The organism is Novosphingobium rhizosphaerae (assembly GCF_050920675.1).
Classification (GTDB): domain Bacteria; phylum Pseudomonadota; class Alphaproteobacteria; order Sphingomonadales; family Sphingomonadaceae; genus Novosphingobium; species Novosphingobium rhizosphaerae.
Map to the genome: position 1 here is coordinate 2,420,302 of NZ_CP137861.1, position 16,003 is coordinate 2,436,304.

Genomic DNA, 16,003 nt, shown 5'->3' on the forward strand with positions numbered 1-16,003 from the left:
CCTGACCGACACGCGCTCAACATAGGCACTGGTGCGCGCGCAAACCCCCGTGCTAGAGCGCGGCCACGATGGCCGACGACTTGCCCCCGATCATTGCGCGCGGCGATGCGCCCGAACCTGACCGCAATCCCGACGGTGATCCCGAACGGCGGCGCTTTCGCATAAGGCGGGGGGGCAATCTGTGGGGCCGGGCCAAGGGGCTGTGGCAGCGTTCCAAATGGGTGCGCCGTGCCGGATGGCTGGTGCTGGTGCTGCTGATCCTGCGCGGGCTGCTGTGGGTGACGGTGGAGCGCACGCTGCCATCGGCCGATACGCTGCTGACCTATCAACCGCCGCTGCCGACCATGGTGCGCGGCGCGGATGGGCAGATCGTGTCGAGCTATGCGCGCGAGCGGCGCGTGCAATTGCGCTTCGTGGATTTCCCGCCGCAGTTGATCAACGCGTTCCTTTCGGCCGAGGACAAGACGTTCTGGAGCCATGGCGGCGTGGACCTGACCGGCCTTGCCGGTGCGGTGGTGGACTATGCCACCAAGCTGGGTTCGGGCGAGCGCGCGCGGGGCGGTTCTACCATCACCCAGCAGGTTGCCAAGAACATCCTGATCGGCAACGAATATTCGGTCACGCGCAAGCTCAAGGAAATGCTTCTGGCGCGACGCATCGAAAGCGTCTTGACCAAGCAGCAGATCCTGGAGCTGTACCTCAACGAAATTCCGCTCGGCCGCCAGAGCTTTGGCGTGCAGGCGGCAGCGCGCGCCTATTTCGACAAGGACGTGGGCGACCTGGCTTTGCACGAAGCCGCGTTCCTGGCGATCCTGCCCAAGGCGCCCGAAACCTATAGCCGGGCCAAGTTCGCCGAAAAGGCCATCACCCGCCGCAACTGGGTTTTGGACCAGATGGCCAAGAACGGCTGGGCCAGCGCGGCCGATGTGGCCCAGGCCAAGGCACAGCCGCTCGGCCTGGTGCCGCGCCGCACCGAAAACTACACCGCCGACGCGGGCTATTTCCTGGAGGAAGTGCGCCGCCAACTGATCGACCAGTTCGGCGAGCAGGCCGAGGACGGGCCCAACAGCGTCTATGCCGGTGGCCTGTGGGTGCGCACCTCGCTGGACCAGCAATTGCAGACCGCGGCCCAGGATGCGTTGCGCGCCGGGCTGCTGCGCTATGCCGCCGGGCGCGCCTGGCATGGGCCGATCGCGCATATCGACATGGATGATGGCAACTGGCAGGCGCAGTTGATCAACAGCAACCTGTCGATCCGCTATCTCGACTGGCGGGTGGCGGTGCTGGTTTCGCGGCGCGGCAGCAGCGGGCAGGTGGGCTTTGCCGATGGGCAGACCGGCACGCTCTATGGCGTGCCCGACGCGATGAAAGTGGGCGACGTGATCACCGTGGCCCCGGCCGGCAATGGCATCTGGGCGGTGCGCGTGGTGCCCGAAGTTTCGGGCGGCATGGTGGTGGAAGACCCGCAGAGCAGCCGCATCCTGGCGATGCAGGGCGGGTTCGATGCGCGGCTCGGTTCATTCAACCGCGCCACCCAGGCGCAGCGCCAGCCTGGCTCCACGATCAAGCCGTTCGTCTATGCCACGGCGCTCGACAACGGGATGACACCGGCCTCGATGGTCGTCGATGGCACGTTCTGCGTCTATCAGGGGGCTGCGCTGGGGCAGAAGTGCTTCCGCAACTTCGGCAACGAGGGCGGATCGGGCAGCCACACCATGCGCTGGGGGCTTGAGCAATCGCGCAACCTGATGACGGTGCGCGTGGCCAACGACACCGGCATGGACAAAGTGGTGCGCACGATCAAGGCCGTGGGTATCGGCGATTACCAGCCGTACCTTTCCATGGCGCTGGGCGCGGGCGACACCACGGTGACGCGCATGGTCAACGCCTATGCCGCGCTGGCCAACCACGGCCGGCAGCGCGACGCGACGCTGATCGACTATGTCCAGGATCGCAACGGCAAGGTAATCTGGCGCGCCGACAACCGCGCCTGCACGGGATGCAACCTGCCCCGCTGGGATGGCACGGCGATGCCGCGGCTGCGCGCCGCGGGCAAGCAGGTGCTCGACCCGCGCACAGCCTATCAGGTGGTCCACATGCTGGAAGGCGTGGTGGTGCGCGGCACGGCCGAAACCCTGCACGACCTGGGCCTGCCGTTGTTCGGCAAGACCGGCACCACCAGCGGCCCCACCAACGTGTGGTTCGTGGGCGGATCGCCCGACATCATCGCGGGCATCTACATGGGCTATGACCAGCCGCGCAGCCTGGGCGGCTATGCCCAGGGCGGGCGGATCGCCGCGCCGATCTTCAAGCAGTTCGTGCTGGCCACGCGCCCGCGCTGGGCCGACATTCCCTTCACGGCGCCAGCGGGCGTCTCGATGGTCAAGATCGATCGCGTCTCGGGCAAGCGCGTGTTTGGCGGGACGCCGCAGGACAACGAGCGCAAGGCCTCGATCATCTGGGAAGCGTTCAAGCCCGATACCGAACCGCGCCGCACGGTGCAGCCATCGGAAATCACGGCCAAGGAAGCCGTGCTCGATGCCCTGCGCAAGGCGCGTGCGGCGCGCGGGACCACGGCGGCCCCGAACGCCAAGCCGGCGGGCAGCAACTTCGTGGAGGACCAAGGGGGCATCTATTGAGGCGTGCTGCGCTGTGCTAGGCATGGCACATGAACACGCGCTCCCCTCTTGCCGCGTTGGCGGCCTTCGCCCTTTCCCTCACCCCCATGGCCGCGGCAAATGCCGCGTTGCCGCAAGGCGCCCGCGCGCCCGATTTTACCGCGGCCGGTGCGCTGGGCGGCAAGCCGTTCAGCTTCAACCTGAAAAAGGCTCTGAAGCGCGGCCCCGTGGTGCTCTATTTCTATCCCAAGGCATTTACCCAGGGCTGCACGCTGGAAGCCCACGCCTTTGCCGACGCCACCGCCGATTTCGCCAAGGCCGGCGCCACCGTGATCGGGATGTCGAACGACGATGTCGCCACGCTGACGCGCTTTTCGACCGAGGAATGCCGCAACAAGTTTGCCGTCGCCGCCGCCAGCCCGGCCGTGGTCAAGGCCTATGACGTCGATCTCCAGCAGGGTGGCAAGTCCACCGGGCTGACCACGCGCACCAGCTATGTCATCGCGCCCGATGGCCGGATCACCCTGGTCCATTCCGACATGGACTATCGCGATCACGTCAAGCTCACGCTCGCCGCGGTGCAGGCGATTCGACACAAGCACGGTTGATCGCGCCGGTCGCTGCCCGTCCGGGAAGGCGCTTTCCGGGCGGGCGGGCCAGTCTGCGTCATTACAAGGCGGGCACACCTTTACAAACGGCCCCGCTTCGCTAAGCGGCCAGTTCGTTTGTATGGAGTAAGACCGTCATGCGTGCCGAAGGGCAGGCTCATATCGACCGCATCGAGGCAGCGCTGGCGCTGGTGCGCAAGTTCCTCGACTGGGACCGCGCCGTGCGCCGGCTCGACGAACTCAACGCGCGCGTCGAAGATCCCAAGCTGTGGGACAACCCGAAGAACGCCGAAGCCGTCATGCGCGAGCGCCGGCGGCTGGAAGCCTCGATCGGCACGGTCAACCAGATCGGCAGGGAAATGGCCGACGCCATCGAATTCGTCGAACTGGGCGAAGTGGAAGGCGACGATGCCACGATCGCCGAGGGGCTGGCCACGCTGGCCGCCCTGGCCGAGCGCGCCGATGCCGACAAGGTGCAGGCGCTGCTGGCGGGCGAAGCCGACGCCAACAATGCCTATCTTGAAGTGCACGCCGGCGCCGGCGGCACCGAAAGCCAGGACTGGGCGGAAATGCTGCAGCGCATGTACACGCGCTGGGCCGAACGCCATGGCTACAAGGTGGACCTGGTGGATTACCACGCGGGGGAAGCGGCCGGGATCAAGAGCGCCACGCTGCTGATCAAGGGCGAGAACGCCTATGGCTATGCCAAGACGGAAAGCGGCGTGCACCGCCTGGTGCGCATCAGCCCCTACGACAGCTCTGCCCGCCGCCACACGTCGTTTTCGTCGGTCTGGGTCTATCCCGAAATCGATGACAACATCGAGGTGGAAATCAACCCGGCCGACCTCAAGATCGATACCTATCGCGCTTCGGGCGCGGGCGGGCAGCACGTCAACACCACGGACTCGGCAGTGCGTATCACCCACGTGCCCACCGGGATCATCGTGGCCAGCCAGAACGACCGCAGCCAGCACAAGAACCGCGCCACCGCGATGAACATGCTGAAAGCGCGGATCTATGAAGCCGAACTGGCCAAGCGCGAAGCGGCCGCTTCGGGCGAATACGCCGCCAAGACCGAGATCGGCTGGGGTCACCAGATCCGTTCCTATGTCCTGCAGCCCTATCAGCAGGTAAAGGATCTGCGCACGGGCGTGGTCAGCACCAATCCCACCGACGTCCTCGATGGGGCGCTCGATCCGTTCATGGCTGCGGCCCTTTCGCAGCGCGTGACGGGTGAAAAGGTCGCCGTGGAAGACGACGATTGATGGTTTGCCACCGGTTCGGAGCGGGTTTTTGATGGGCGGCAGGCCCATTTCGGCGCGCTGAACCGTCAAAACCGCCACACCGGACTTTCGCTTGGCCGCGTTTCGCCGTAAGCCAAAGCATTCGGGTTTTCATGTCCGGTACGCCAGGCCGGGCACGGACGATCGACAAGGGAACGATCGGCCCGTGCTCGGGGCAAGCCGGCAAATGTCACGCGCCTGAGCGCGTCGAGGGAATGATATGTCTGCGTTCAAGGGGTTGAAGCCGATCCTCTATGGTGGCCGGGAAGTGTGGCCGCTGGTGGAAGGCGGCAAGGGGGTTGCCGCCACCAATCACATGAGTTCGGGAGCCTGGGCTGCGGCCGGGGGAATCGGCACGGTGAGCGCGGTGAATGCCGACAGCTATGACGCCGAAGGCAAGATCGTTCCCCAGGTCTACAACGCGCTGACCCGCAAGGAACGCCACGAAGAGCTGATCCGCTATGCCATCGACGGCGCGGTGGAACAGGTGCGCCGGGCCTATGACATTGCCAGCGGCAAGGGCGCGATCAACATCAACGTGCTGTGGGAAATGGGCGGCGCGCAACAAGTGCTCGAAGGCGTGCTGGAACGCACCCGCGGGCTGGTTTCGGGTGTCACCTGCGGCGCCGGCATGCCCTACAAGCTTTCGGAAATCGCGGCGCGGTTCAACGTCAGCTACCTGCCGATCGTTTCGTCGGGCCGGGCGTTCCGCGCGCTGTGGAAGCGCGCCTATCACAAGGTGGCGCACCTGATGGCCGCGGTGGTCTATGAAGACCCGTGGCTGGCCGGCGGGCACAATGGCCTGTCCAACGCGGAAAACCCGCGCAAGCCGGAAGATCCCTATCCCCGCGTCAAGGCGCTGCGCGACACGATGCGCGCCGAGGGCGTGAGCGACGACGTGCCGATCGTGATGGCTGGCGGCGTGTGGTTCCTGCGCGAATGGAACAACTGGATCGACAATCCCGAACTGGGCGCGATTGCCTTCCAGTTCGGCACGCGCCCTCTGCTGACCGAGGAAAGCCCGATTCCCCAGGCGTGGAAGGACCATCTGCGCACGCTGGAGCCGGGTGATGTGCTGCTGCACAAGTTCTCGCCCACCGGGTTCTACTCCTCTGCGGTGCGCAATCCGTTCCTGCGCGCGTTGGAAGCGCGGTCCGAACGCCAGGTGCCTTATTCCAAGGTGGCGGCAGGCGAGCACACCGTGCAGCTGGACGTGGGCGTTAAGGGCAAGAACTTCTGGGTGACGCCGGCCGATCTGGACCGCGCGCGCGCGTGGTTCGGCGCCGGTTTCACCACCGCGCTGCGCACGCCCGACGACACGGTGATCTTCGTCAACCAGGCCGAGCGCGACGAGATCCGCAAGGACCAGGCCGATTGCATGGGCTGCCTGTCGCACTGCGGGTTCTCGTCGTGGAAGGACCACGACGATTACACCACCGGGCGCCTGGCCGATCCGCGCAGCTTCTGCATCCAGAAGACGCTGCAGGACATCGCCCATGGTGGCGATATCGACCAGAACCTGATGTTTGCCGGCCACGCCGCCTATCGTTTCAAGCAGGACCCGTTCTATTCCAACAACTTCACCCCGACGGTGAAGCAACTGGTGGATCGCATCCTGACCGGCGACTGATCGGCCTGGACAGAACAGAAAAAGCCCGGGTTTTCCCGGGCTTTTTTGTTGCGGTTGAAAGGCTTGGCGGGGCTTCCTCAGTCGGGCTGGTAAGCGTCTTCGCCGTGGCTGGCTTTGTCCAGCCCCGCCAGTTCGTCTTCGCGGGTGACGCGCATGGGCAGGGCCATCGATACCATCAGCGCGGCAATGGCCGTGGCGATCGCGCTCCACGCCGCCACGGTTACCACACCCACGACCTGGCCCACCACCTGGTGGGCAAGATCCATGCCCGGACCATAGCCGGTGCCGCCGAACGCCGGGTTGAGCACCAGCGCGGTGAGCACCGTGCCGGCCGCGCCGGTAACCCCGTGGCCGGCAAAGACCCCAAGCGAATCATCGATTTGCAAGTGGCCTTGCACCACCCGTGCAGCGCCCTTGGCAAGCACCGCCCCAAGGATGCCCAAAACCACGGCCATGCCGGGGCTGATATAGGCTGCGGCCGGCGCCACGATCGCCAGACCCGCCACCACGCCGCGGGCAAGCCCCGTGGGCCCTGGTTTGGCCCCCTTGAGCCGATCCAGCAGCAGCCAGGCCAGCGCCGCGACGGCGGCTGCGACATGGGTGTTGACCAGCGCCATGGCTGCGTCGTCTCCGGCAGCAAAGGCGCTGCCGCCGGCCAGAGCCAGGCTGCCCGCCCAGACCAGCGCGGCGCCGGTGATGGTCAGCAGTGGGCTGCTGCCGGTGCTGGCAACGGCTGTGGCAAAGCGTTCGCGCCGGCCAAGCAGCAGGGCAACGACCAAGGCAGAAACCCCCGCGCTGACATGCACGACCAGGCCGCCGGCGTAGTCCACCGTGCCCAGCCGGGTGGCCAGCCAGCCGCCGCCCCACACCCAGTGGGCGATCGGGGCGTAGACGATCAGGCTCCATAGCGCGGCAAAGCCAATGACCCAGCCAAATCGCGCGCGATCGACCCATGCACCCACCAGCAAGGCCGGGGCGACGAGGGCGAAGACCATCTCGAACAGGGCATAGGCGCTTTCAGGCACCAGCGTGTCTTGCCGCACATTGCCCAGATCGATCAGCATCCAGGCATTGCCACTGCCCAGCCAGCCGTTGCTGACCGTGCCGAACGCCAGGGTATAGCCCACCACGATCCACAGCACCGAGACCAATGCCACCACCGCAGCGGTCTGTGTCATCACCGAGGCCAGGCTTTGCGCCCGGGCACGGCCGGCGTTGAACAGAGCCAGGCCCGGCAGCACGAGCAACAGGCCAAGCAGCGTGGCGGCCAGCAGCCATGCGGTGTCGCCGCTATCGGCGGGATCGAGCGCGGCATCCTGGGCATGGGCGAGGGCGGGCAGGCCAAGCCCGGCGATCCACATCAGCGCCTTGGCAGCGCGCATCCGAAGCGATTCGTTCATGGCGCGCACCCTAGGCCCAAGTCTTTGACAAATCCAAAATGGTTAGCGCCCTGGCGAAGGGGGCTTCAGGCCCAGCCTTCGATGACCTGATCGGGTGGCCGATGGCCATCGGCCCAGAACCGGATGTTGGCGATCACCTTGTCGCCCGAGGCCAGGCGCCCTTCGAACGTGGCGCTGCCCATGTGCGGCAGCAGGACGACATTGGGCAGGCGGCGCAGCCGCGGATCGACTTGCGGTTCGTGGGCAAAGACATCGAGCCCGGCCCCGCCAATGGCCCCCGCTTCCAGTGCCGCGACCAGGGCGGCTTCCTCGATCAGTTCGCCGCGCGCGGTGTTCACCACATAGGCGTGCCGCTTCATCATGGCGATGCGCCGGGCGTTGATCAGGTGGTGGGTTTCGGCCGTGTGCGGGCAGTGCAGCGAGAGAATGTCCGCCTCGCGCACCAGGGCATCGAGATCGGGTTCATAGCGCGCGCCCAGCGCCGCTTCGACCGCGGGGGGCAGCCGGTGGCGGTTGTGATAGACCACCGCCAGGCCAAAGGCGCGGGCGCGCAGGGCCACGGCCTGGCCGATTCGGCCCATGCCCACGATGCCCAGCATCTTGCCGCCGAGCCGGTGGCCCAGCAGGCTGGAAGGCGACCAGCCCTCCCACGTCTGCTCGCGGATCACCCGCTCGCCATCGGTCAGCCGGCGGGGCACGGAAATGATCAGCGCCATCGTCATGTCGGCGGTGTCGTCGGTGAACACGCCGGGCGTGTTGGTGACGATGATCTTGCGCGCGCGGGCGGCGGCCAGGTCGATATGCTCGATCCCTGCGCCGAAATTGGCAATGAGGCCAAGGCCAGGGCCGGCTGCGGCGATCAGATCGGCGTCGATGGCGTCGGTCACTGTGGGGACGAGCACCTGTGCTTGCGATACCGCATCCAGCAGTGCCTGGCGCGACATTGGCCGATCATCGGCGTTCAACGTCACGTCGAACAATTCGGCCATGCGGCGTTGGGTTTCGGGCAGCAGGCGGCGGGTGACGACAACGCGAGGCTTGCCGTCGATGCGGCGCGTCAGGCGCAAATCTTGCGGGCGGGCGTGCTGGCTCATCGCCACCATGGCTATGCCCATGGGGCATGGCCGGTCAAGCCGGACATGGTCGAACATGGTCTGGCATTGCGCCGGACATGGGCGCATCTGCCCCAATCTCGCGCCACTGCGCCGCGATCCGCCGGGGACAGCGCCGGATGCATGCGACGAGACGGTTGCCGCGGTGGTTGCCCTTGGCGATCAATCCTGTATCGCAGGGGCGTTGCGCGCCCCGCCGTGGGGCGGGAGAAGTCTTACCGTGATCCAGTTTCGCTTCATGATCCGAGGGGCCGTCGCGCTTGCCATCCTGGGCGGCGCCGCGGGGCTGGCCGGGCAACCGGCGCGGCTGCAGGCGGCGGACGACGGCAACGCCCGTTACTGGGCCTCGCTCGCCAAGGATGAGACCAACATGCGCGTTGGCCCGGGGCGCGAATATCGCATCAACTGGGTCTATGTGCGGCACGGCCTGCCGGTCAAAGTGCTGCGCGTGATGGGCGGTTGGCGCCTGATCGAAGACCCCGATGGCGCGCGCGGCTGGGTGCTGGCGCAATTCCTCAGCCGTACCCGCACCGCGCTGGTGAAAGGTGCGATCACCGCAATCCGCGCCAACAAGGATGGCAGCGGCCCGGTGCTGTGGCGCGCGGCGCCCGGCGTGCAGGCGATGCTGGGGGAATGCCGTGACGGCTGGTGCCCGGTGGACGTCGACGGTCGCCGGGGCTTCGTGGCGCAAGATGCGCTGTGGGGCGCGGGCACGCCCTGATCATTTCGGGGATTGCCGGGGTTTCCGCCGCTTCTTGAGGCTTCCACCATCCCTGTCCCCTTCGTCCGAAGAGGAGGGGGTTGGGGGGTGATGCATCGCCCACCCCCCTGATTTCAAATCAGATCAATTCGACAGCCAGTGCCGTGGCTTCACCGCCGCCGATGCACAGGCTGGCAATGCCCTTGGTCTTGCCGTGGCGCTTGAGCGCCGCGAGCAGCGTGGTGATGATGCGTGCGCCCGAAGCGCCGATCGGGTGGCCGAGCGCCGTGGCACCGCCGTGGACGTTCACCTTGGCATGGGGAATGCCCAGGTCGTGCATGGCGAACATCGCCACGCAGGCAAAGGCTTCGTTCACTTCGAACAGGTCGACGTCGTCCACGCTCCAGCCGGCCTTTTCCAGCACCTTGTTGATCGCGCCGACCGGGGCCGTGGTGAAGTCCTTGGGTTCCTGGGCATGGGCGGCCAGGGCAACGATGCGGGCCACCGGCTTGAGGCCCTTGGCATCGGCCACGCTCTGGCGCGTGAGCGCAAGGGCTGCCGCGCCGTCGGAGATCGAGGACGAGGTGGCCGCGGTGATCGTGCCATCCTTGGCAAAAGCGGGCTTGAGCGCCGGGATCTTGTCGGGGCGGGCCTTGCTGGGGGCTTCGTCGGTGTCCACCGTCACTTCGCCGGCGCGGGTCTTGATCGTCACCGGCGCGATTTCTTCCACGAACGCGCCCTCGTCGATCGCGGCCTTGGCACGGCGCAGCGATTCGATCGTGTATTCGTCCTGGTTTTCGCGGGTCAGGCCATAGTCGTTGGCGGTGTCCTGGGCGAACGTGCCCATGGCGCGGCCAGCTTCATAGGCGTCTTCAAGGCCGTCGAGGAACATGTGGTCATAGGCGGTATCGTGGCCGATGCGCGCGCCCGAGCGGTGCTTCTTGAGCAGGTAGGGGGCGTTGGTCATCGATTCCATGCCGCCGGCAACGGCCACGTCGATGCTGCCGGCCGCCAGGGCTTCGGATGCCATGATCACCGTCTGCATGCCCGAGCCGCAGACCTTGTTGACCGTGGTGGCCTGGGCCGACTTGGGCAGGCCGGCCTTGATCGCGGCCTGGCGCGCGGGCGCCTGGCCCAGGCCAGCGGGCAGCACGCAGCCCATGTAGACACGTTCCACATCGCTGCCGTCCACGCCGGCGCGGGCCACTGCGGCCTTGACGGCGGTCGCGCCAAGATCGGTCGCGGCGACGTCGGCGAGCGCGCCCTGCATGCTGCCCATCGGGGTGCGGGCATAGCCGAGGATGACGATCGGATCGGCGGCGGAGAACTGGGCCATGGTAACAGGTCCTTCCTGTGCTAAGCAGCCGCCACGGCAGCGGTCGGGCGGCGGAATCTTGTCGTTGCCTGCGCCGATGTAGAGAGCAGGCGGGGCGATTGCAATTGAAGGCGGCGTCACATTGCCGTTTCATGACGCATTGCAGCATTGTCGCGCGCCTTGGTCCGGGCCGAGGCGGCGGGGCAAGCGGGGGCAAAACTTGGAAATTCCGGCTCAGATCGTCGCGCTGGGGCTGCCATGGGAACTGGCCTTGGCAATCGGCACCATATTGGGGGCAATCGTCGGCTCGTTCCTGGGCACGGTGGCAGTGCGGTTGCCCGCAGGGCGCTCGATCGTGCACGGCGCATCGGCGTGCGACCGGTGCCACCGGCAACTGCGCGCGGCGGAGCTTGTCCCGATCGTGTCCTGGCTGGCCCTGCGCGGGCGGTGCCGGCGTTGCGACGTATCTATCGGCTGGGGCCAATTGGCGGCCGAGGCGGGCGGCGCCGTGGTTGGCGCGCTGGCCTGGTGGGCGCCGGATGGCTTGATCGTGCCGGCGCTGGCGCTGGGCTGGCAACTGCTGCTGCTGGCGCTGCTCGACGCGCGCTGCCTGTGGCTGCCCTGGCGGTTGACTGCGGCCCTGGCGGCAAGCGGCCTCGCGCTTGCGCTGTGGCAGGGCGCCGACGCGCTGGTGCCGGCCCTGCTTGGCGCCGCGCTGGGCTATGCCATGCTGGGCAGCGTCGCCTGGGCCTATCGCAAGGCGCGCGGATGTGAAGGGTTGGGCGGGGGGGACCCCTGGCTGCTGGGCGCGATCGGTGCCTGGGTGGGCCCGCTGGGCGTGGTGCATGTCTTGCTGGTGGCCGCGCTGCTGGGGCTGGCCGTGGCACTGGTGCTGCACCTGTCGGGCAAGCGGATCGATGCGCAGACCGCCCTGCCGCTGGGCACCTTCATGGCGCTTGGCGCCTGGCCGGTGTTCCTGCTCCGGTAGGCACCGCGCGCCGCCAACTGGCTTGCGTCTCATGCAATCGTGTGCGCAATTCGTGCAAGGGCGTCTCGCGTTGCGGCATCGCCGCCGTGCGATCGCAGGCTTTCGGGCGAAATCGGGGGGTTTTTGCCTCGGTATTGTCACGGTCTTGCCCAAATGGGCGCGGTCAATCCCCTTTATTGCGCTGCACCCCACTTGCACATGCGCCAAGGGGGGACTAGTGCCCCGTGCCAAGTGCATTCCATCGCGAGTCAGCCCCTTGGTCGACCTCATCCAATATCTGCCGATCCTGATTTTTCTCGGGATCGCGCTCGCGCTTTCGACGGCTTTCGTTTTTCTGCCGATGGGGGCAGCCCGCCTGACGGGCACCTACAACCCCACGGCGGACAAACTGGCCGAATACGAGTGCGGCTTTCCCGCCTTTGAAGACCCGCGCAGCCAGTTCGACGTGCGGTTCTATCTCGTGGCGATCCTGTTCATCATCTTCGACCTGGAGGCAGCGTTCCTGTTCCCCTGGGCGGTGAGCCTCAAGCAGACCGGTTGGGCCGGTTGGGCGACCATGATGGTCTTCCTGGCGGAACTGGTGCTCGGCTATATCTACGCCTGGAAAAAGGGCGCGCTGGATTGGGAATGAACCACATGGCTACCACCCCTGCTGTCTCGCCAGTTGCCGGATCGCCCATCGTGGCACCCGACCAGGCGTTTTTCGAAAGCATCAACGCCGAAGTTTCGGACAAGGGCTTTCTCGTCACCTCGACCGAGGAACTGTTCCAGTGGGCGCGCACCGGCTCGCTCTGGTGGATGACCTTTGGCCTGGCTTGCTGCGCCGTGGAAATGATCCACGTCAACATGCCGCGTTATGACATGGAGCGCTTCGGCGTTGCCCCGCGCGCCTCGCCGCGCCAGTCCGACGTGATGATCGTGGCCGGCACGCTGTGCAACAAGATGGCCCCGGCGCTGCGCAAGGTCTATGACCAGATGTCGGACCCCAAGTACGTCATCTCGATGGGTTCGTGCGCCAACGGTGGTGGCTATTACCACTACAGCTATTCGGTGGTGCGCGGCTGCGATCGCATCGTGCCGGTCGACATCTATGTGCCGGGTTGCCCGCCCACTGCCGAAGCGCTGCTTTATGGCGTGATGCAGTTGCAGCGGAAGATCCGCCGCGTCGGCACGCTCGAGCGTTGAGAGGGTAGGGCACATGGCCATTCTGCATTCCGCGCCGCGCTATGCCCCCTTCGACGGGGTAAAGGACACGCTGGTTGCCGCGCTGGGCGACCAGGTGATCGAAGCCAAGGAGCAGCACGGCGAAATCGTGCTGCTGGTGGCACGCGATTCCGTCGAGACCGTGCTGCGCACCCTGCGTGACGAGCACGAATACCAGCAGCTGATGGAAATTGCCGGGGCGGACTATCCGCAGCGGCTCGATCGCTTCGAGGTGGTCTATTGCCTCCTCTCGCTGACGCGCAACCATCGCCTGATCGTCAAGGTTCGCACCGACGAGACGACGCCGGTGCCTACGGTCACCACGCTGTGGCCGGTGGCCGGCTGGCTCGAACGCGAAGTCTACGACATGTATGGCGTGCTGTTCGAGGGCAACCCCGACCTGCGCCGCATTCTCACCGACTATGGCTTCCAGGGGCACCCGTTCCGCAAGGACTTCCCGCTGACCGGCTATGTCGAGCTGCGCTATTCCGAGGAAGACCAGCGCGTGGTCTATGAGCCGGTGCGCCTGGCCCAGGACTTGCGCCAGTTCGACTTCATGAGCCCATGGGAAGGCGCGGACTACGTGCTGCCGGGTGACGAAAAGGCGGCCCAGGCCGCGCCGCCGCCGCCCGTGGCCACGCCCAAGGACACGCCCACCCCGGCGCAGACCGGCGCCGGCGCTGCTGCCAACAAGGAAGCGACCAAGCCCGCGGGAGACAAGGCATGAGCTTCTCGCTCGAACAGTCGCCCACCACCGGCGACGAGGTCATCACCAACTACACGATCAACTTCGGTCCCCAGCACCCGGCCGCGCACGGTGTGCTGCGCATGGTGATGGAGCTGGACGGCGAAATCATCGAGCGCATTGATCCGCACGTCGGCCTGCTGCATCGCGGCACCGAAAAGCTGATCGAGCACAAGACCTATCTCCAGGCGCTGCCTTACTTCGACCGCCTGGACTACTGCTCGCCGCTGGCGATGGAGCACTCCTACGTGCTCGCGGTGGAAAAGCTGCTCAACGTGGAAGTGCCACTGCGCGCGCAATACCTGCGCGTGCTGTTTGCGGAACTGACCCGCATCTGTAACCACATGCTCAACATCGGCAGCCACGTCATGGACGTGGGCGCGATGACGCCGAACCTGTGGCTGTTCGAAATCCGCGAGGACTGCCTCACGTTCTTCGAGCGGGCCTCGGGCGCGCGCATGCACGCGGCCTGGTTCCGTCCGGGTGGCGTGCACCAGGACGTGCCGCTCAAGCTCCTCACCGACATTGCCGACTGGCTCGATACGCGCCTGCCGCAGCTGTTCGACGACGCGATGAGCCTGGTGGTGGACAACCGCATCTTCAAGCAGCGCAACGTCGATATCGCCGTTGTCAGCAAGGACGACGCGGTGCGCTGGGGTTTCTCCGGCCCGATGATCCGCGGTTCGGGCATCCCCTGGGATATCCGCAAGGCGCAGCCCTATGACGTCTATGACCGCATGGAATTCGACATTCCGGTGGGCACGCGGGGCGATTGCTATGACCGCATGATGGTGCGCGTGGAAGAAGTGCGCCAGTCGGCCCGGATCATGAAGCAGTGCCTGGCGCAGATGCCCGAAGGCCCGGTCATGACCAGCGACCGCAAGGTGGCCCCGCCCAAGCGTGGCGAGATGAAGAGCTCGATGGAAAGCCTGATCCATCACTTCAAGCTCTACACCGAAGGGTTCCACGTGCCGGCCGGCGAAGTCTATGTCGCCACCGAAAGCCCCAAGGGCGAATTCGGCGTCTATCTGGTCTCCGACGGCACCAACAAGCCCTATCGCTGCAAGATCCGCCCCACGGCGTTCTCGCACCTTCAGGCGATGGATTTCATGTCGAAGGGCCACATGCTGCCCGACGCGACCGCCATCCTGGGCGCGATCGACGTGGTGTTCGGGGAGTGCGACCGGTGAGCCGCGCGCAGGTCGACCAGGTTTCGATCCTCGCCTGCCTGACCGGGCTGGTGCTGACGGCCGCCTGGTTCATCGCCCTGGCGGTGACCGGCAAAGCCCCCGAAACGCTGGCCATGCTGGCCAGCGCGGTGGGTGGCTTCGAACTGTTCCATTTCGGCCAGGGGCTGTGGTTCGGCCGCGCCCTTCGTCGCAGCCGGAGGCGCTGACATGGCGGGGCTGACCGAAATCGCCACGGCCATGATCGCGGCGTACAACGCGCAGGATGCCGATACCTACGTCACCTACATGACCGATGATGCCTGCGAAGCGGGCTATCGCGGCGCGGTGGTGCGCGAAGGCAAGGAAGGCACCCGCGAGGGCCTCAAGAAGATGTTTGCCGAGTTTCCGGAAAACCGCGCCGAAGTGATCGGCGCGAACGAACTGGGCAATTATGTCGTGTTTCACGAGCGTGTGTGGCGTTCTGCCGCGGCCGAGCCGTTTGACGTGATTGCCGTCTACAGCTTCGAAGGCGACAAGTGCGCACGCGTGGAGTTCATTCGCTAATGGCTGATCGTCATCCCGAACCCGATACCCCGCAGCTGCGCGCGCGCTGGGGTAGCTTTGCCTGGACCGAGGCCAACGCGGCCAAGGCCAAGGAAATCATCGCGCGTTATCCCGCCGGCCGCCAGCGTTCGGCGGTCATGCCGCTGCTCGATCTGGCGCAGCGCCAGGTCGGCGCCGAGGAAAACACGCAAGGCTGGCTGCCGCTGCCGGTGATGGAATACGTCGCCGCGCAGCTCGACATGCCGATCATCCGCGTGCTCGAAGTGGCCACCTTCTACACGATGTACAATATCGCGCCGGTCGGCCGGTTCCACGTGCAGGTCTGCGGCACCACGCCGTGCATGCTGCGCGGGTCGGACGACATCCTGGCGGTCTGCAAGCAACGCGGGCTCAAGAAGGGCCACACCACGGCCGATGGCCTGTTCACGCTGACCGAAGTGGAATGCATGGGCAACTGCGCCTCGGCCCCGATGGTGCAGATCAACGACGACAACTATGAAGACCTGACGGCCGAGCGGATCGAGCATATCCTCGACGAACTCGCCGCCGGGCGCCAACCCAAGACCGGCACGCAGGAGCCGGGCCGCCACACCGTGGAACCGGTGGGCGGGCCGACCTCGCTGACGGCGATGGTTTCCGAAAACCACGATTACCGAGGGGAGTGGTAA

The 16,003-nt window shown here is 66.3% G+C and carries 16 protein-coding genes; 13 read left to right on the forward strand and 3 right to left on the reverse strand.

Going from position 1 to position 16,003, the window contains the following annotated elements; genetic code table 11:
• The first annotated feature begins 68 nt into the window (after nucleotides 1-68).
• The 4 genes from R9J51_RS11005 (at nucleotide 69) to R9J51_RS11020 (ending at nucleotide 6,139) form a co-directional block, all read left to right on the forward strand.
• Nucleotides 69-2,639 (forward strand): transglycosylase domain-containing protein, encoded by a 2,571-nt coding sequence (locus tag R9J51_RS11005; protein WP_179504489.1) that lies wholly within the window; start codon nucleotides 69-71, stop codon nucleotides 2,637-2,639.
• Between the two features lie 29 nt (nucleotides 2,640-2,668).
• Nucleotides 2,669-3,226, forward strand: a complete 558-nt coding sequence (locus R9J51_RS11010; protein WP_168554514.1) for a peroxiredoxin — start codon at nucleotides 2,669-2,671, stop codon at nucleotides 3,224-3,226.
• Between the two features lie 137 nt (nucleotides 3,227-3,363).
• Complete coding sequence (gene prfB, locus R9J51_RS11015; RefSeq protein WP_168554515.1) at nucleotides 3,364-4,491, forward strand: peptide chain release factor 2; 1,128 nt, start codon at nucleotides 3,364-3,366, stop codon at nucleotides 4,489-4,491.
• 238 nt (nucleotides 4,492-4,729) lie between these two features.
• Nucleotides 4,730-6,139: an NAD(P)H-dependent flavin oxidoreductase gene (locus tag R9J51_RS11020; protein ID WP_168554516.1), complete on the forward strand. Its 1,410-nt coding sequence runs from the start codon at nucleotides 4,730-4,732 to the stop codon at nucleotides 6,137-6,139.
• Nucleotides 6,140-6,216: 77 nt separating this feature from the next.
• On the opposite strand, the gene R9J51_RS11025 is transcribed toward R9J51_RS11020, so the two are convergent.
• Nucleotides 6,217-7,539, reverse strand: coding sequence for an ammonium transporter (locus R9J51_RS11025; RefSeq protein ID WP_432787389.1), 1,323 nt, complete (start codon nucleotides 7,537-7,539; stop codon nucleotides 6,217-6,219).
• A gap of 65 nt (nucleotides 7,540-7,604) precedes the next feature.
• Nucleotides 7,605-8,633, reverse strand: a complete 1,029-nt coding sequence (locus tag R9J51_RS11030) for a 2-hydroxyacid dehydrogenase (RefSeq protein ID WP_168555464.1) — start codon at nucleotides 8,631-8,633, stop codon at nucleotides 7,605-7,607.
• Between the two features lie 238 nt (nucleotides 8,634-8,871).
• Here R9J51_RS11030 and R9J51_RS11035 point away from each other — a divergent pair, with 238 nt between their 5' ends.
• Complete coding sequence (locus R9J51_RS11035; RefSeq protein WP_248290265.1) at nucleotides 8,872-9,372, forward strand: SH3 domain-containing protein; 501 nt, start codon at nucleotides 8,872-8,874, stop codon at nucleotides 9,370-9,372.
• Between the two features lie 118 nt (nucleotides 9,373-9,490).
• Here the strand turns inward: R9J51_RS11035 and R9J51_RS11040 are convergent, their stop codons facing one another.
• On the reverse strand, nucleotides 9,491-10,687 hold the full coding sequence (locus tag R9J51_RS11040; RefSeq protein WP_168554517.1) for an acetyl-CoA C-acyltransferase: 1,197 nt from the start codon (nucleotides 10,685-10,687) through the stop codon (nucleotides 9,491-9,493).
• A 199-nt stretch (nucleotides 10,688-10,886) separates the two neighbouring features.
• On the opposite strand from R9J51_RS11040, the gene R9J51_RS11045 reads away from it, so the two are divergent.
• The 8 genes from R9J51_RS11045 to R9J51_RS11080 all read left to right on the forward strand — a co-directional run bounded on the left by R9J51_RS11045 (nucleotide 10,887) and on the right by R9J51_RS11080 (nucleotide 16,003).
• Nucleotides 10,887-11,654, forward strand: coding sequence for a prepilin peptidase (locus R9J51_RS11045; protein WP_432787391.1), 768 nt, complete (start codon nucleotides 10,887-10,889; stop codon nucleotides 11,652-11,654).
• 256 nt (nucleotides 11,655-11,910) lie between these two features.
• A complete protein-coding gene (ndhC, locus tag R9J51_RS11050; RefSeq protein WP_168554518.1) occupies nucleotides 11,911-12,285 on the forward strand; it encodes an NADH-quinone oxidoreductase subunit A in 375 nt (124 codons plus the stop codon).
• Nucleotides 12,282-12,839, forward strand: a complete 558-nt coding sequence (locus tag R9J51_RS11055) for a NuoB/complex I 20 kDa subunit family protein (RefSeq protein WP_168554519.1) — start codon at nucleotides 12,282-12,284, stop codon at nucleotides 12,837-12,839. The genes ndhC and R9J51_RS11055 overlap by 4 nt, the downstream gene beginning before the upstream one ends.
• Nucleotides 12,840-12,852: 13 nt before the next feature.
• Nucleotides 12,853-13,584 (forward strand): NADH-quinone oxidoreductase subunit C, encoded by a 732-nt coding sequence (locus R9J51_RS11060; RefSeq protein ID WP_179504490.1) that lies wholly within the window; start codon nucleotides 12,853-12,855, stop codon nucleotides 13,582-13,584.
• Nucleotides 13,581-14,792, forward strand: a complete 1,212-nt coding sequence (locus tag R9J51_RS11065; protein WP_179504491.1) for an NADH-quinone oxidoreductase subunit D — start codon at nucleotides 13,581-13,583, stop codon at nucleotides 14,790-14,792. The genes R9J51_RS11060 and R9J51_RS11065 overlap by 4 nt, the downstream gene beginning before the upstream one ends.
• Nucleotides 14,789-14,998 carry a hypothetical protein gene (locus tag R9J51_RS11070; RefSeq protein WP_168554522.1) on the forward strand — a complete coding sequence of 70 codons (210 nt, stop codon included), beginning with the start codon at nucleotides 14,789-14,791 and terminating at the stop codon, nucleotides 14,996-14,998. Before R9J51_RS11065 ends, R9J51_RS11070 begins: the two co-directional genes overlap by 4 nt.
• A 1-nt stretch (nucleotide 14,999) precedes the next feature.
• Nucleotides 15,000-15,335 carry a nuclear transport factor 2 family protein gene (locus R9J51_RS11075; RefSeq protein WP_168554523.1) on the forward strand — a complete coding sequence of 112 codons (336 nt, stop codon included), beginning with the start codon at nucleotides 15,000-15,002 and terminating at the stop codon, nucleotides 15,333-15,335.
• Entirely contained in the window at nucleotides 15,335-16,003 is a 669-nt protein-coding gene (locus R9J51_RS11080) for a complex I 24 kDa subunit family protein (protein WP_168554524.1), read from the forward strand. Before R9J51_RS11075 ends, R9J51_RS11080 begins: the two co-directional genes overlap by 1 nt.

Excerpts from the sequence above, each read along its gene's own strand:
- R9J51_RS11005 (WP_179504489.1), top strand. The coding sequence starts at position 69 with ATGGCCGACGACTTGCCCCCGATCATTGCGCGCGGCGATGCGCCCGAA.
- R9J51_RS11010 (WP_168554514.1), top strand. The coding sequence starts at position 2,669 with ATGAACACGCGCTCCCCTCTTGCCGCGTTGGCGGCCTTCGCCCTTTCC.
- prfB (WP_168554515.1), top strand. The coding sequence starts at position 3,364 with ATGCGTGCCGAAGGGCAGGCTCATATCGACCGCATCGAGGCAGCGCTG.
- R9J51_RS11020 (WP_168554516.1), top strand. The coding sequence starts at position 4,730 with ATGTCTGCGTTCAAGGGGTTGAAGCCGATCCTCTATGGTGGCCGGGAA.
- R9J51_RS11025 (WP_432787389.1), bottom strand. The coding sequence starts at position 7,539 with ATGAACGAATCGCTTCGGATGCGCGCTGCCAAGGCGCTGATGTGGATC.
- R9J51_RS11030 (WP_168555464.1), bottom strand. The coding sequence starts at position 8,633 with ATGAGCCAGCACGCCCGCCCGCAAGATTTGCGCCTGACGCGCCGCATC.
- R9J51_RS11040 (WP_168554517.1), bottom strand. The coding sequence starts at position 10,687 with ATGGCCCAGTTCTCCGCCGCCGATCCGATCGTCATCCTCGGCTATGCC.
- R9J51_RS11055 (WP_168554519.1), top strand. The coding sequence starts at position 12,282 with ATGAACCACATGGCTACCACCCCTGCTGTCTCGCCAGTTGCCGGATCG.
- R9J51_RS11060 (WP_179504490.1), top strand. The coding sequence starts at position 12,853 with ATGGCCATTCTGCATTCCGCGCCGCGCTATGCCCCCTTCGACGGGGTA.
- R9J51_RS11065 (WP_179504491.1), top strand. The coding sequence starts at position 13,581 with ATGAGCTTCTCGCTCGAACAGTCGCCCACCACCGGCGACGAGGTCATC.
- R9J51_RS11075 (WP_168554523.1), top strand. The coding sequence starts at position 15,000 with ATGGCGGGGCTGACCGAAATCGCCACGGCCATGATCGCGGCGTACAAC.
- R9J51_RS11080 (WP_168554524.1), top strand. The coding sequence starts at position 15,335 with ATGGCTGATCGTCATCCCGAACCCGATACCCCGCAGCTGCGCGCGCGC.